This window comes from Kitasatospora sp. NPDC048365, assembly GCF_043200835.1.
Lineage (GTDB): Bacteria > Actinomycetota > Actinomycetes > Streptomycetales > Streptomycetaceae > Kitasatospora > Kitasatospora terrestris.
In genome coordinates this window covers 119,845-134,537 of record NZ_JBICYJ010000009.1, presented here as the reverse complement: position 1 = coordinate 134,537, position 14,693 = coordinate 119,845, and the positions used below count along the sequence as shown (strand labels likewise).

Sequence of the window (14,693 nt, the reverse complement as noted above, 5' to 3'; positions counted from 1 at the left end):
GGCGGCGGGGAGGTGCGGCCGGAGCCGCAGCGGGTGATCAGCGAGACGACCCGGGCCGCGGTGTTCGTGGTGCTGACGGTGGCGCCGGGCGGCGAGCAGGCGGTCCGCGAGGCGCTGGGCGGCCTGGCGGCGCTGGTGCGCTCGCTGGGGTTCCGCAAGCCCGGGGAGAAGTTGAGCTGTGTGACCGGGATCGGCTCGGCGGCGTGGGACCGGCTGTTCGCGGGGCCGCGCCCGGCGGAGCTGCATCCGTTCCGGGAGCTGCGCGGCGCCCGGCACACCGCGCCGGCGACGCCGGGCGACGTGCTGCTGCACATCCGCGCGCAGCGCCTGGACCTGTGCTTCGAGCTGGCGTCGATCGTGACCCGCCGACTGGCGGGGGCGGCGCGGGTGGTGGACGAGACGCACGGCTTCACCTACTTCGACCAGCGCGACCTGCTGGGCTTCGTGGACGGCACGGAGAACCCGGTGGGCCGCGCGGCGGTCTCCGCGGCGCTGATCGGCGAGGAGGACCCGGAGTTCGCGGGCGGCAGCTACGTGGTGGTGCAGAAGTACCTGCACGACCTGGACGCCTGGGACGGGCTCACCGTCGAGGAGCAGCAGCACGTGGTGGGCCGCACCAAGCTGGAGGACATCGAGCTGCCCGAGGGCGTCCAGCGCCCGGACTCGCACGTGGCGGTCAACCAGGTGCTCGGCGCGGACGGCGAGGAGCGGCAGATCCTGCGCGCCAACATGCCGTTCGGCTCGGTCGCGGACGGCCGCTTCGGCACCTACTTCATCGGCTACGGCCGCACGCCGGAGGTGACCGAGCAGATGCTGCGCAACATGTTCCTGGGGACGGACGAGGCGCCGCACGACCGGATCCTGGACTTCTCCACGGCCGTGACGGGTTCGCTGTTCGCCGTGCCGCCGGCCGGGTTCCTGGACGCGCTGCCGCCCGCGCCCGGCGCGGAAGCCCCCGAGGCGCGTCCGGCCGGGCAGCCCGCCGACGTCCCCCTCGACTCCTCGCTGCGGATCGGCAGCCTCAAGCCCGTGCCCACCTCGACGAAGGCCGAGTGACCCATGGACAACCTGCACCGCAAGCTCGCCCCGATCAGCGCCGCCGCCTGGCAGGAGCTGGAGGACGAGGTGCGTTCCACCTTCACCCTGCACCTGGCCGGCCGCCGGGTGGTGGACCTGGACGGTCCGCACGGGTCGGCGTTCGCCGCGGCGGGCACCGGCCACCTGCGGCCGGCGGGCCGGCCCGCGCCGGGGGTGAGCGCGCGGGTGCACCAGGTGCGGGCGGCGATGGAGCTGCGGCACCCGTTCACGCTGTCCCGGGAGGCGATCGACTCCGTGGAGCGCGGCTCCGGGGACAGCGACTGGCAGCCGGCGAAGGACGCGGCCCGGGCGATGGCGCTGACCGAGGACCGGATCGTCTTCGAGGGCTGGGTGGAGGCCGGCATCGAGGGGTTGCGGGCCGGTTCCTCGGCGGAGCCGCTGCCGCTCCCGGCGGACGTCACGGAGTACCCGGACGCGGTCAGCCGGGCGCTCACCACCCTGCGGCTGGCCGACGTCGACGGGCCGTACGCGCTGCTGCTGGGCGCGGAGGCGTACACCGCGGTCAACGAGACCTCGGACCACGGCTACCCGGTGCGCCAGCACATCGCGCGGGTGCTGGACGGGCCGATCATCTGGGCGCCGGCGCTGGAGGGCGGGTGCGTGCTGTCCACCCGCGGCGGGGACTTCACGCTGCACCTGGGCCAGGACCTGTCGATCGGGTACCTGAGCCACGACGCGGAGACGGTGAGCCTGTACCTCCAGGAGAGCGTGACGTTCAGCCTGCTCAGCCCGGAGGCGTCGGTCCCGCTGGCGGGCTGATCGCCGCGAGGCCCTCTCCCCCGGCGCGGCCGGATGGGGCAGGCTGGGTGCGACGGGTGGGGAGGCGGTTGTGGAGACGGGTGAGTACCGGCGGCTGGACGCCGGTCGGCGCGAGCGGGTGCTGGCGGCGGCGGTCGCGGCCGGGCTGCTCGGCGCGGAGCAGGTGGCGGCCGGGTTCCTGGACGTGGACGGGGTGCGGGAGAGCGTCGGCGAGCTGCGGGCGGCGTTCGGCGCGGCGCCGGTGCTGCACACCTTCGCGGTGAAGGCGGCGCCGCTGGTGCCGCTGCTGCGGCTGCTGGCGGACGCGGGGATGGGCTGCGAGGTGGCCAGCCCCGGGGAGTTGGCGATCGCGCTGGCGGCCGGGGTGCCGGTCGAGCGGATCGTGCTGGACTCCCCCGCCAAGAGCGCCGGGGAGCTGGCGCACGCGCTCGACCTGGGGGTGGCCGTCAACGCGGACAACCTGCAGGAGCTGGCCAGGATCGCCGAGCTGGTGGAGGACGCGAGCACCCGCTCGGTGCTGGGGCTGCGGGTCAACCCGCAGGTCGGCGCGGGGTCGATCGGGGCGATGAGTACCGCCTCCGAGCACTCCAAGTTCGGTGTGCCGCTGCGCGATCCGGGCACCCGCAAGCGGGTGGTGGCGGCGTTCGAACGGCATCCGTGGCTGTCCCGGATCCACGTCCACGTCGGCTCGCAGGGCTGCCCGCTCGACCTGATCGCGGCGGGCGTCCGGGAGGCCTGGGAGCTGGCCGAGGAGGTGAACGAGCGGGCCGGCCGGCAGCAGGTGGCCGCGCTCGACCTGGGCGGCGGACTGCCCGTCAACTTCCAGGACGAGCAGGTGCGGCCCACGTACGCCGAGTACGTGGCGGAGCTGGGCGCGGCGGTGCCGGGGCTGTTCGACGGGCGGTACGGGCTGGTGACCGAGTTCGGGCGCTCGCTGGTGGCGAAGAACGGCTTCACGGCGGCCCGGGTGGAGTACACCAAGGTGGTCGGCGGCCGCCGGATCGCGCTGACCCACGCGGGGGCGCACCTGGCGACCCGGACGGTGTTCATGCCGGACGCCTGGCCGCTGCGGGTGTCGGTGCACCGCCCGGACGGGGTCCGGCGCCTGAGCGGCGAGGAGCCGCAGGACGTGGCCGGGCCGTGCTGCTTCGCCGGCGACCTGGTGGCGCGGGCCCGGACGCTGCCCCGGATCGAGCCGGGCGACCTGGTGGTGCTGGAGGACACCGGCGGCTACTACACCTCCGCCCCGTGGGGCTACAACAGCATCGCCCGGCCGGCGGTGCACGGGTTCTCCACGGCGGGCAGCGGGGTGCGGTTCGCGGCCCTCCGGCGGCGGCAGACCCTGGCCGAGGTGGTCGCCGAGGCCGGCGGCGACCTGCCGGACGCGCTCGACCGGCTGGACGCCGGGGCGGGCTGAGTCAGTCGTCGCCGCGGGCCAGGCGGCGCAGCCGGCCGAGGCCGGTGAAGCGTTCGCGCTGGCCGACGGAGGCCTTGTCGAGCTCCTCCATCAGGCGGCGGGAGCGGTGGTCGAGGTCGAGCTCGTCGAGGATCCGGTCGACCTCGGCGAGCAGGGAGCCGTGCAGCTGCCAGGCCTCCGGGTGTTCCTGGACGCGGAGCAGCAGCAGCTGGGCGACCCGCTCGCGGCTGTGCCAGGCGGCGGTGAGTTCGGCGGCGAGGCGCCGTTCGGCCTCCTCGGCGTTCTGGGCGACCTGGGTGGTGACCAGGACGGCGAAGCTGACCAGGGCGCCGCCGAGGTGGTCGAGCAGGTCCTCCAGGGCGGCGCTGACGTCCGGGTCGAACAGCCGGCCGCCGGGGCCGCGGCGTTTGGCGAGGTCGGTGAGGGAGCGGGCGATCACCCGGATCACCACGACGCAGATCTCCAGGGTGTCCAGCCCGGTGCGCAGCACGGTGCGGGAGAGCAGGCCCTCGCTGATCCGGGGGTTGAGCCGCAGGCTGTCCTCGGCCTGGCGGAGGGCGGCGTCGACCTCGGCGATGGCCTGGTCGAGCCGGCGGGCCTCGTGCAGGTGTTCGGCGGCGCGTTCGACCGGGACGGGTCCGCCGAGCTGGTCGGCGATGTCGAGCAGCAGGTGGCGGGCGCGGCGGGCCAGGCCCTCGATCGACTCGCCCGCCGAGTCGACCCAGACCGGCGGCGCGAAGACCAGGTTGAACAGCAGGCCGACGACGGCGCCGATCAGGGTCTCCACCACCCGGTCCCAGGCCTGGGTGGCCAGGCGGGTGACGCCGAGGACGAGCATCGCGCTGATCGCGACCTCGTTGACGAACTCGCCGACCCGGATGAACTGGCCGACCGTCAGCGAGGCCAGGATGATCAGCCCGAGGCTCCACCAGGACAGCCCCATCACCGAGCTGAAGCCGATCGCGATCAGCACGCCGACGACCACCGAGTTGACCCGGCGGATGCCGGTGGTGAGCGTGGAGTACAGGGTGACCTGGACGACCAGCAGCGCGGTCAGCGGTGCGGTCAGCGGCGCCGGTTCGGCGCTGAGCTGCAGGGCGACCGCGTACGACAGGGTGGCGGCCGCCGTCGCCCGGAGGGTGAGGACGGCCGCCGGGTCCCTGAGCAGGCGGCGGAGCACGGCCGCCGCCTCGGCGGGGGTGGGCATCGCGGGTGGCCGGGGCTAGTGCACCACCGCGAGCTCGTGCGGGGTGGAGTTGAACCGGCGGCCGCCGTCGCCGGTGACGGTGACGATGTCCTCGATCCGGACGCCGAACCGGCCGGGGAGGTAGATGCCCGGCTCGATCGAGAAGCACATGCCGGGCACCAGCGGCTGCTCCTCGCCCTCCACCATGTAGGGCGGCTCGTGGGTGGTCAGGCCGATGCCGTGGCCGACGCGGTGGATGAAGTACTCCCCGTACCCGGCCTCGGTGATCACCGCGCGGGCCACCCGGTCGACCTCCTGGCAGGCGATGCCGGGGCGGACCGCCTCGAAGGCGGTCTGCTGGGCCTGCCGGACGACGTCGTGCACCCGGCGCACCTCGTCCGGCACGTCGTCGCCGACGTGCACGGTGCGGGTGGTGTCGGAGCCGTAGCCGTCCTTGAGGCCGCCGAAGTCGAGGACCACGGTGTCGCCCGGCTGGATCACCCGGTCGTCGGCCTCGTGGTGCGGGTCGGCGCCGTTCGGCCCGGAGCCGACCACGGTGAAGTCGACCTGGCTGTGCCCGAATTCGAGCAGCAGCGCGGCCAGGTCGGCGGCCACCTCCTGTTCGGTGCGCCCGGCGAAGCGCACCTTGAGGATCTCGCCGTACGCGGCGTCGGCGGCCGCCCCGGCGGCGGCCAGCCGGGTCAGCTCGTCGGCGTCCTTGACCGCGCGCAGCATCGGCAGCGAACGGGTGAGCGAGGTGTAGCCGGTGCCCGGCCGGGCGCCCTGCAGGCCGAGCAGGTGCATCGCCCAGGCGTTGTCGGAGATCCCGTACCGGCCGTCCTCCAGCAGCGGGGCGACGGCCGCGTACGGGTCCTCGCCGTCGCTCCAGTCGGAGAGCCGGACGGCGCCGGCGCCGGTGGCCCGTTCGGCGTCGGGGCGTTCCAGCTTGGGCACCACCAGGACCGGTTCGCGGCCGGGGGTGAGCAGCAGGGTGGTGAGCCGTTCGGTGATGGCGGTCGGCTGGTAGCCGGTGAAGTAGGCCAGGTCGGGGCCCGGGGCGACGAGCAGGCCGGCGAGGCCGGCCGCCGCGGCGGCGTCGGCGGCGCGGGTCATCCGGGCGGCGAAGTCCTGGGTGGTGAAGGGCTGCGGCATGCGTCGGTCCCTTCTCAGCGCCGGGCCGCGGCGTAGTGGCGCAGGAAGAGGGCCTCGACGTGCGCCATGTGCTCGATCTCGCGCGGGTCGACGCTCTCGTTGGGCGCGTGGATCAGGCAGGCGGGCTCCTCGACGCCCATCAGGATGATCTCCGTCCCGGGGTAGGTGGAGGCGAGCACGTTGCACAGCGGGATCGAGCCGCCCTGGCCGAGGTAGGCCAGCGGCTTGCCGTAGACCTCCTGGGCGGCCTTGTCGAGCGCGGCGTACGCCCGGCCGTCGGTGGCGGCGCGGAACGGCGCGCCGGACTGCTCCGGCTCGATCTCCACCTTCGCGCCCCACGGCACGGCGGCCCGCAGGTGGGCCACCAGGGCGGCGCGGGCGGCGCCGGGGTCGGTGCCGGGCGGGATCCGCAGGCTGACCCGGGCCCGGGCGGTGGCCGGGACGGCGGCGGCCGAGCCGACCACCGGCGCGCAGTCGATGCCGAGCACGGTGACCGCGGGCCGGGCCCACAGCCGGTCGGCGACGCTGCCGCCGCCCGGCAGTTCGGCGCCGTCCAGCACGCCGGCGTCGGTACGGAACTGCTGCTCGTCGTAGCCGACGCCGTCCCAGCTGCCGTCGCCGTCGAGGCCGTCGATCCGGGTGGAGCCGTCCGGGCCGCGCAGCGAGTCCAGGGCGCGGATCAGCGCGGCCAGCGCGTCGGGCGCCGGGCCGCCGAACATGCCGGAGTGCACGTCGCCCTTGAGCGTGGTGACGGTGACCACCACGTTCACCACGCCGCGCAGCGAGGTGGTCGCGGTGGGCACGCCGACCGCGGCGTTGCCGGTGTCGCAGATCAGCAGCGCGTCGGCGTGCAACTCGTCGGCGTGCGAGGAGACGTAGGCCTCCAGGCCGCCGGTGCCCTGCTCCTCGGAGCCCTCGACGACCAGCTTCAGGCCGACCGGCAGGTCGTCGCCGAGGGCGCGCAGCGCGGTGAGGTGCATGACGATGTTGCCCTTGCAGTCAGCGGCGCCGCGGCCGTACCAGCGGCCGTCGCGCTCGGTCAGCTGGAAGGGCGGGGTGGTCCACGCCTGGTCGTCGAGCGGCGGCTGCACGTCGTAGTGCGCGTACAGCAGCACGGTCGGCGCGCCGGGCGGCGGCGGGCGGTGGCCGAGCACGGCGTGGCTGCCGTCCGGCGTCTCGGCGAGGTGGACGTCGCGCAGCCCGACCGCGGTGAACGCGTCGGCCACCCACTGGGCGGCCTCACGGCACTTCTCCGGCGGGTACTGGCGGGGGTCGGCGACGGAGGGGATGGAGACGAGTTCCGTCAGGTCCGCCTTGGCCAGGGGCATCAGGTCGGCGATCCTGCGGGCGAGTTCGTCGGTCATGGCGGAGTGCTCCCGGGGGGGGGTTCGGCTCAGGGGTTCTCGACGGTCTTGGCGGTCTTGTAGTCGTCGACCTTCTGGTTGAACTCGACCAGTTCCTCCGGGCAGTAGACGTTGAGCACGATCGCCTCCGCCTCGACGGTCCGGGCGTTGGAGATGATCGGCCGCTGGCCGGGGCCGGCCGCGCCGTTGGACATGTTGACCTTCTGCAGGGCGGTCTTCAGCGCACCCGACGGGTTCTCGCAGACCGCGCCGCCGTCGGTGCCCAGGGTGCGGGCGATCTGGCCCTCGTCCGGGTGCGGGTAGCCCTGCGCGGTGAGCTCGTCGGCCAGCTGCCCGGCCTTCCTCGCGGCCTCGTTGGTCTGCTTCTGCTGGGTGTACGTCAGCAGGCCGATCACCACCATCGCGACCAGCAGCACGATCGAGCCGATGTAGATCCAGCGGTGCTGCGAGGCCATCATCGTCCTGCTCATGCGGCCACCTCCTCACCGGCGGCGTCGGGCTGCCGCCACTCGGGCTTGCTCAGCTTCAGGAAGGTGAAGGGGATGATCAGGCCGAGGATCAGCAGGCCGCCGCCGACGATGGCGACGTAGCCCCAGACGCTGCCGCCGCCGAACTGGGAGGACGGCACGAAGCCGATGACCATCGCGGCCGCCGAGGCCAGCAGGCCGACCACGCAGAGCACCACCAGGCCCGGGGCGCGGTAGCCGCGCGGGTGGTCGGGCTGCAGTCGGCGCAGCCGGATCGCGGCGACGAACATCAGCAGGTAGACGATCAGGTACACCTGGGTGGTGATCACCGAGAGGATCCAGTAGGCGCTGGAGACGTTGGGGATCAGCGCGTACAGCAGGGCGATCAGGCTGGTCACGATGCCCTGGGTGACCAGCAGGTTCTGCTGGATGCCGTGGCCGTTGAGCTTCTGCAGGTACGGCGGCAGGTAGCCCTCCTGGCGGGAGATCAGCAGCAGGCCCTTGGAGGGGCCGGCCAGCCAGGTCAGCATGCCGCCGAGCGAGGCGGCCACCAGGCCGACCGCGATCAGCGGGGTCAGCCAACCGATGTGGAAGTACTGGAAGAAGGCGTCGAAGGCCTGCATCACGCCGGCCGTCAGGCTCAGCTGGTCGGCCGGGACGACCCAGCTGATCGCCAGCGCGGGCAGGATGAAGATCAGCAGGACCAGGCCCATCGCCAGGAACATCGACTTGGGGAACTCCTTGGCCGGGTTCTTCAGCGAGGAGACGTGGACGGCGTTCATCTCCATGCCGGAGTAGCTGAGGAAGTTGTTGACGATCAGCACCAGGCTGGCCAGGCCGGTCCAGGCCGGGAGGATGTGGTCGGCGTTCATCGGCGCGGCGGAGGCGTTGCCCTGGCCGAGGAAGACCATGCCGAGCACGACCAGCAGCGTGCCCGGGATCAGGGTGCCGATGACCAGGCCCCAGGAGGCGAGGCCGGCGACCGCGCTGGTGCCGCGCGAGGAGATCCAGACGCCGGTCCAGTAGCACACCATGATCACGATCGCGGTGTAGACGCCGTTGTTCGCCAGCTCCGGATTGATCACGTACGCGATCGTCGAGGCCACGTAGGCCAGCAGGCTCGGGTAGTAGAAGATCGTCATCGCGAACTGGCACCACACGGCGAGGAAGCCCAACGGCTTCGACAGGCCCTGGGCCACCCAGTTGTAGACGCCGCCGCTCCAGCCGGAGGCGAGCTCGGCGGAGACCAGCGCGGTCGGCAGCAGGAAGACGATCGCGGGCACGAGGTAGAGGAACACGCACGCCAGGCCGTACACGGCCATGGTTGGCGAGGCGCGCAGACTGGCCACCGAACTGGTCGTCATCAGAGCCAGCGTCAGCCAGGTCATCTTGGGAGTGGCGACGGCGCGGGCGGCACGGGCCTGCGACCCGGTGGACGTACTCCCGGGCCGCTCGGCCGGCACGTCAGCGGCACTCATGGACGCCTCCTTCACGGCGGCCCGGGGCGGGCCGCGTGTTCTCAGCCTCAGCGGCACCCCGGCGCCCCGCACGCCGGGCGGCGGGCCTCCGGTGGGAAGGATCACCGGTTCGGCCCAGCAGGGCACCCCCGACCCCGCCGGACGGGCCCGCCGCGCACGGGTTCCGCGGGCCTCAGGGGCGCAACTCGAGCGTGCAGCACTTCACGCTGCCGCCGCCCTTGAGGAGCTCGGAGAGGTCGACCGGCTCGGGGCGGAAACCGCGGGCGGCGAGCTGCCCGGCGAGCGACTGGGCCGCCTCGGGGAGGAAGACGTGCAGGCCGTCGCTGACCGCGTTGAGGCCGAAGACCGCGGCCTCCTCCGGGGTGGCGAGCAGGGCGCCGGGGAAGTGCCGGCGCAGCAGCCGCAGGCTCTCCGGGGCGAACGCCGCCGGGTTGTACATGATCTCGTCGCCGTCCAGGACGGCCAGCGCGGTGTCCAGGTGGTAGTAGCGGGGGTCGACCAGGTCGAGGGAGAGCACCGGTCGGCCGAGGAACGCCTCCGCCTCGCGGTGGCTCTGGGTGCTGCTGCGAAAGCCCCGGCCGGCCAGGATCCAGGAGGCGGTGGTGAGGAGGTCGCCCTCGCCCTCGTTGACGTGCTCCGGGTCGAGGGTCTCGGCGTACCCGTGCTCGCGGAACCAGCGGAGGTAGGCGGGCCCTTCGGCGGCCCGCTCGGCGTTGCGGAAGCGGGCCCCGAGCACGCGGCCGCCGACCACGGTGGCGCCGTTGGCGGCGTACACCATGTCGGGCAGGCCCGGTATCGGGTCGATCAGCTCCACGGTGTGGCCGAGCGCGCGGTACCGGGCGGCGAGCCGCTCCCACTGGAGGACGGCCAGGGCGGTGTCGACCGGCTTGTCCGGGTCCATCCAGGGGTTGATCGCGTAGCTGACCTCGAAGTACTCGGGTCGGCACATCAGGTACCGGCGGGGGCGGAAGGTGCGCGGGGTCGCCGCGGTCGCGTTCACGGGGGCTCCTGTGGGATGGACGGGACGGGTGCGGTGCGGGTCGGGCCGGGTTCAGACCAGGCCGCAGCGGACGGCGTGGGCCACGGCGTGGGCGCGGTTGCGCACCTGGAGCCGGGCCATCAGCTCGTAGATCACGTTCTTGACGGTGTGCTCGGAGCAGCTGAGGGTGCGGGCGATCACCGCGTTGCCGTGGCCCTCCGCCATCAGGTCCAGCACCTCGGTCTGGCGGGCCGTCAGCGCGGGCGGCCGCTCGTCGCCGCCGGCACCGGCCAGCAGCTGGGAGAGGGTGGCGTACGGGATCCGGCCGTCGCCGTGCCGGGCCGCCCGCAGCGCGGCGGCCAGCCGCTCGGGGGTCAGCTCGGCGGAGCGCAGCACGGCGGCGACCCCCGCCTGCAGGGCGAGCCGGACACCGACGGGGGTGACGGTGTCGCAGATCACCAGCAGCGGGCGGCCGACGGCGGCGCCGACCCGGACGGCGTCCTCGATCCGGGCGGCGACGGCGACCTTCACCGTCTCCTCCTCGCCCTCGACGGCGGGGACCAGACCGGAGCGGTGCAGCAGGTGCGCGATCCGGGCGCCGCCCGGACCGACGACCAGGTGGATGCCGGGTGCGGCGGCGGTGGTGACGGGGGCTTCGGCGAGGACGGTCACAGCAGACCCGCCCGCAGCGCGTAGGCCACCGCGTGGGCACGGTTGCGCAGGCGGAACCGCTGGGTGATGTCGTGGACGATCGTCGTCACCGTCCGCTGCGAGTACGCCAGGCAGCGGGCGATCTCGCTGGTCTCGTGGCCGTCGGCGACCATCTGCAGCACGCTGCGCTCCCGGTCGGACAGGCCGGCGGCGGCCCACGGTCCCGGAACATCGCCGACCGCGCGGGCCGCGGCGGAGTGCTCCAGCAGCTGGTCCAGGAGGTCCGGGGGGACCGTGCAGTCACCGCGCGCCGCCGCGCACACCGCACGGGCCAGCCGCTGGCCGTCCGCGTCGCGGCGGCGCAGCAGGCCGCGGGCGCCGGCCGCGAGGGCGTGCAGCGCCTCCGCCGGGTTCAGCTCGCCGGCGACCAGCACCACGGCGGGGCGGCTCGCGGTGTCCCGGGCGGCGTGCAGCATGTCCAGCTCGGCGCGGGCGAAGCGGTCGACCAGCATGACGACGACGGCCGGCTGCTCACCCGGCAGGGTCACGGCCACGTCCGGGCAGGCGGCGAGGGTGCTGGTGGTGCCGGCTTCCAGGACCGGGTCGGGTGCGACGACGCTCACGGGTACGGGTTGTCCCACGGTCTCTCCTCCGGTGGTGTACAGCCCGGCCGTTCGGTTCCGGCGGGGCTGGCGGGGGGTGATGGCACCAGACTGCGACCGGGGGGCGGGGGCGGGCATCGGGGGACGACCCCCACGTTTGTGCGAGGGGCGCTTCCGCATGCGGGTTCCGTCCCCGGACCGCAGGTACAGCAGGGGCTCGGGGAACTGCGAGGCCGACCCCGTGGTCGGCCGACTGCACTGGTGCGCCAACCCCGTGGTCGGCCCCACAGTTCCCCGAGCCCCCGAGGACGAACCGCTGTGCGCGCTGAAACACCGCAGGTCGGGGCCGGTCCCCCCAGGGGGTACCCAGGGGGTGGGTGGGGTGGGGAGAATATGGGGGTCGAGCCCCCATGTGGGGGTGGGGGCGGTCCTGGGACCTTTCTTCTCGTGACCGAACGCGTACTCCTCGCAGACGAGCCCCAGGCGCTGCCGCGCTGGTGGTGGGCCCGCGGCCTGACGCTCCGTGAGCGCCTCGCCGCCCCGGGCCGCCCGGCCGCCGCGGCCGCCGTCCCGGCCCCCCGGACCGCACCGTGGTCCGCCGGGGACCTGGCGGGCTTCGCCGCCCGGCTGGCCAGCCTGGGCCTGGGCGAGGAGCTGGCGTCCGCGCTCGGCGACGAGCTCCCGGAGCGCCTGGCGGCCCGCACGGTGCGGCCGAGCTGGGCCGAGTACGTGGAGAAGGCGGTGGCCGGGGCCCCGGCGCGGATCGAGCGGGCCGAGGTGACCGGCGAGGGCGCCGAGGTGTTCGTCGCGGCGCTGCGCCCGCTGGTGGACACCGCGGCCGCGGAGGTCGCCGCGAAGCTGACCCTGCCGCAGGCGGAGTGCGAGGCGGTCCTGGCGGCGTTCGAGCGCCGGCTCGGCGGGCAGCTGGCCCGCCAGGCGGCCCGGACGCTGGTCAAGGAACTGCACCTGGCCCGCACCGCGGGCCGCCTGACCGGCGCCGACGGCCGGGAGCGGTTCGCCTCCTTCGTGGCGCGGACCGGCACCGCCGCGGGCCTCGCCCGGCTCTTCACCCGCTACCCGGTGCTCGGCCGGATGCTCGGGCAGAGCGCCACCGACGCCGCCGAGGCCGTGGTGGAGCTGGCCGAGCGACTGCAGGCCGACCGCCAGGCGCTGGTCGAGGGCCTCTTCGAGGGCCGCGACCCGGGCCCGCTGACCGGCCTGGAGCTGGCGCTCGGCGACACCCACCAGGGCGGCCGCGCGGTCGCGGTGCTGCACTTCGCGGCCGGCCGCGCCGTATACAAGCCCCGCTCGGTGGAGCAGCACGAGGTGCTCGACCGGGCCGCGGGGTGGCTCGACGCCCAGGTGCCCGGCCTCGGCCTGCGCACCCCGCGCTCGGTGCGCGGCGCCGGCTACGGCTGGCTGGAGTTCATCGAGCACCGCTACTGCGAGAGCACCGACCAGGCGGACGCCTTCTACCGGCGCCAGGGCGCGCTGCTGGCCCTGCTGTACGCGGTCGACGGCGCCGACATGCACTACGAGAACCTGATCGCCTGCGCCGACCAGCCGGTCCTGGTGGACGCCGAGACGCTGTTCCACTCCGGCCTGCCGACCGCGACCACCGCGGGCGACGACCCGGCCGCCCGGGCGCTCGCCGCCTCCGTGCACCGCACCTGCCTGCTGCCGCACCTGCTGATCGGCGAGCACGGCGCGCTGGACATCTCGGCGCTCGGCCGGGCCACCGACGGCAGCTACCCGAGCGACGTGCTGCGCTGGCTGGACGCCGGCACCGACCGGATGCACGCGGTCCGCGGCCCGGCGCCGAGCGAGGGCGCCCGCAACCAGCCGCTGCCGCAGGGCCGGGCCCCGTACGCCGACCACCGGGCCGCCCTGTACGAGGGCTTCCGGGCCGGCTACGACGCGATCTGCGCGCACCGCGACGAACTGCTCGGCGAGGACGGGCTGCTGGCGCAGTGGGCGACCGCCCCGGCGCGGCTGATCGCCCGGCCGACCCGGCTGTACGCGGCGCTGCTGGAGGAGTCCACCCACCCCGACCTGCTGCGCGACGCGCTCGCCCGGGACTCGGTCTTCGCCGTCCTGTGGACCGAGTCGGTCGGCGACCCGGCCCGGCAGCGGCTGATCGAGCACGAGACCGCCGACCTGTGGCGCGGCGACGTCCCGGTCTTCTTCCACCGGCCCGACCGGGCCGACGTGCTGACCTCGCGGGAGGTCCGGCTGGCCGGCCTGCAGGCCGGGTCGAGCCTGGCGACGGTGCGGGCCAAGGTCGCCGCCATGGACGAGCTGGACCGCTTCGACCAGGAGTGGGTGATCTCCGCGACGCTGGCTGTCGCCGCCGCCAACGCGCCGCTCACCGCGCCCCGTTCGGCGCTCGCCGCCCGCCCGGTGCCGGCCGTGGTGCCGGAGCCGTCCCGGCTGCTCAGCGCCGCCTGCGGGATCGGCGACGAGCTGGCCGCCCGGGCCGTGCCCGGCGACGGACGGGTCAACTGGCTGGGCCTGGAACGGGTCGCCGGCGAGCACTGGGCGGTCCTGCCGATGGGCGCGGGCCTCGCCGAGGGCTACTGCGGGGTCGCGCTCTTCCTCGCCCAGCTCGGCGCGGTCTCCGGCGCGGAGCGGTACACCGCGCTCGCCCGGCAGGCCGTCCGGCCGCTGCCCGCACTGCTCTCCGCCCTGGTCGCCGACCCCGAACTGGCCGCGGCCGTCGGCCCCGGCGCCCTCGACGGGCTCGGCGGCATCGTCTACGCGCTGCTGCGCCTCACCGACCTGCTCGGCGACGAGGAACTGCGCGGCTGCCTGCCGGACGCGCTCACCGCCCTGGCGTACGCCGCCGAGACGGTCACCGAGGACGGCGCGCACGCCTGCCTCGCCGACGGCCTGGCCGGCGCGCTGACCGCCGTCCGCCTCGCCCACCGGGCCACCGGCTGGGCGCCGGCCGGCGAACTCGCCGACCGGCTCGCCGAACGGCTCCTCGCCGTGGCCGAACAGCGCTCCGCCGCACCGGGGTTCGCCCGCGGCGGCGCCGGCATCGGCTGGGCGCTGCTGCGCCACGGCACCGCCGACGGCTCGGCCGGCTCCGCGCACGCCCAGGTCGGCGCCTCGCTGCTGCGCCGGGCGCTGCAGGCGGCACCCGGCACCGGCTGGTACGCCGGCCGGCCCGGGGTGCAGCTCGCCGCGGTCGACGCGCTCGGCGCCGCCGCGCTCGGCGACACCCTGCCCGGCGCGGCCGCCTGCGCGGACCTGAGCCTGCGTCAGGGAGCGCTCGGCGAGCTCGAGTCGCTCACCGTCCTCGCCGAACGGGGCCGCACCGGCGCCCGCGAGGCGCTGAACCACCGCGCCGGGGAGCTGCTCGCGCTGGTCGAACAGCAGGGCCCCCGCTGCGGCACTCCGGAAAACGTCCCCTCCCCCGGGCTGCTCGGCGGCCTGGCCGGGATCGGCTACGGCCTGCTCCGCCTCGGCTTCCCCGAGCGGGTGCCGTCCGTCCTCACGCTCTCCCTCTGAACCACCCTCCGCACACCACACCGCGAA

Annotated in this window: 12 protein-coding genes; 4 read left to right on the top strand and 8 right to left on the bottom strand. The window is 75.0% G+C overall.

The window, feature by feature from the left end:
* The first annotated feature begins 33 nt into the window (after positions 1-33).
* From ACGFX4_RS11775 to ACGFX4_RS11765, 3 genes are all read left to right on the top strand, one after another.
* The gene (locus tag ACGFX4_RS11775) at positions 34-1,056 is read left to right on the top strand and encodes a Dyp-type peroxidase (RefSeq protein ID WP_393072175.1); all 1,023 of its coding nucleotides are present in this window, start codon (positions 34-36) and stop codon (positions 1,054-1,056) included.
* Between the two features lie 3 nt (positions 1,057-1,059).
* Positions 1,060-1,857 carry a family 1 encapsulin nanocompartment shell protein gene (locus ACGFX4_RS11770; protein WP_393072173.1) on the top strand — a complete coding sequence of 266 codons (798 nt, stop codon included), beginning with the start codon at positions 1,060-1,062 and terminating at the stop codon, positions 1,855-1,857.
* A 70-nt stretch (positions 1,858-1,927) separates the two neighbouring features.
* Complete coding sequence (locus ACGFX4_RS11765; protein WP_393072171.1) at positions 1,928-3,274, top strand: diaminopimelate decarboxylase; 1,347 nt, start codon at positions 1,928-1,930, stop codon at positions 3,272-3,274.
* Position 3,275: 1 nt separating this feature from the next.
* On the opposite strand, the gene ACGFX4_RS11760 is transcribed toward ACGFX4_RS11765, so the two are convergent.
* The 8 genes from ACGFX4_RS11760 to ACGFX4_RS11725 form a co-directional block, all read right to left on the bottom strand.
* Positions 3,276-4,481, bottom strand: a complete 1,206-nt coding sequence (locus ACGFX4_RS11760) for an aromatic acid exporter family protein (protein ID WP_393072169.1) — start codon at positions 4,479-4,481, stop codon at positions 3,276-3,278.
* 15 nt (positions 4,482-4,496) lie between these two features.
* On the bottom strand, positions 4,497-5,612 hold the full coding sequence (locus ACGFX4_RS11755; RefSeq protein ID WP_393072167.1) for a M24 family metallopeptidase: 1,116 nt from the start codon (positions 5,610-5,612) through the stop codon (positions 4,497-4,499).
* A 14-nt stretch (positions 5,613-5,626) separates the two neighbouring features.
* Complete coding sequence (locus ACGFX4_RS11750; RefSeq protein WP_393072165.1) at positions 5,627-6,976, bottom strand: dipeptidase; 1,350 nt, start codon at positions 6,974-6,976, stop codon at positions 5,627-5,629.
* Between the two features lie 29 nt (positions 6,977-7,005).
* Entirely contained in the window at positions 7,006-7,446 is a 441-nt protein-coding gene (locus tag ACGFX4_RS11745; protein ID WP_393072163.1) for a hypothetical protein, read from the bottom strand.
* Positions 7,443-8,921 carry an APC family permease gene (locus ACGFX4_RS11740; RefSeq protein ID WP_393072161.1) on the bottom strand — a complete coding sequence of 493 codons (1,479 nt, stop codon included), beginning with the start codon at positions 8,919-8,921 and terminating at the stop codon, positions 7,443-7,445. Before ACGFX4_RS11740 ends, ACGFX4_RS11745 begins: the two co-directional genes overlap by 4 nt.
* Before the next feature lie 172 nt (positions 8,922-9,093).
* Complete coding sequence (gene ddaH / locus ACGFX4_RS11735) at positions 9,094-9,921, bottom strand: dimethylargininase (RefSeq protein ID WP_393072159.1); 828 nt, start codon at positions 9,919-9,921, stop codon at positions 9,094-9,096.
* Positions 9,922-9,972: 51 nt separating this feature from the next.
* Positions 9,973-10,572 (bottom strand): response regulator transcription factor, encoded by a 600-nt coding sequence (locus ACGFX4_RS11730; protein ID WP_393072157.1) that lies wholly within the window; start codon positions 10,570-10,572, stop codon positions 9,973-9,975.
* On the bottom strand, positions 10,569-11,192 hold the full coding sequence (locus ACGFX4_RS11725; protein ID WP_393072156.1) for a LuxR C-terminal-related transcriptional regulator: 624 nt from the start codon (positions 11,190-11,192) through the stop codon (positions 10,569-10,571). Before ACGFX4_RS11725 ends, ACGFX4_RS11730 begins: the two co-directional genes overlap by 4 nt.
* A gap of 408 nt (positions 11,193-11,600) precedes the next feature.
* On the opposite strand from ACGFX4_RS11725, the gene ACGFX4_RS11720 reads away from it, so the two are divergent.
* Complete coding sequence (locus tag ACGFX4_RS11720) at positions 11,601-14,666, top strand: type 2 lanthipeptide synthetase LanM family protein (RefSeq protein WP_393072154.1); 3,066 nt, start codon at positions 11,601-11,603, stop codon at positions 14,664-14,666.
* Positions 14,667-14,693: the final 27 nt, after the last annotated feature.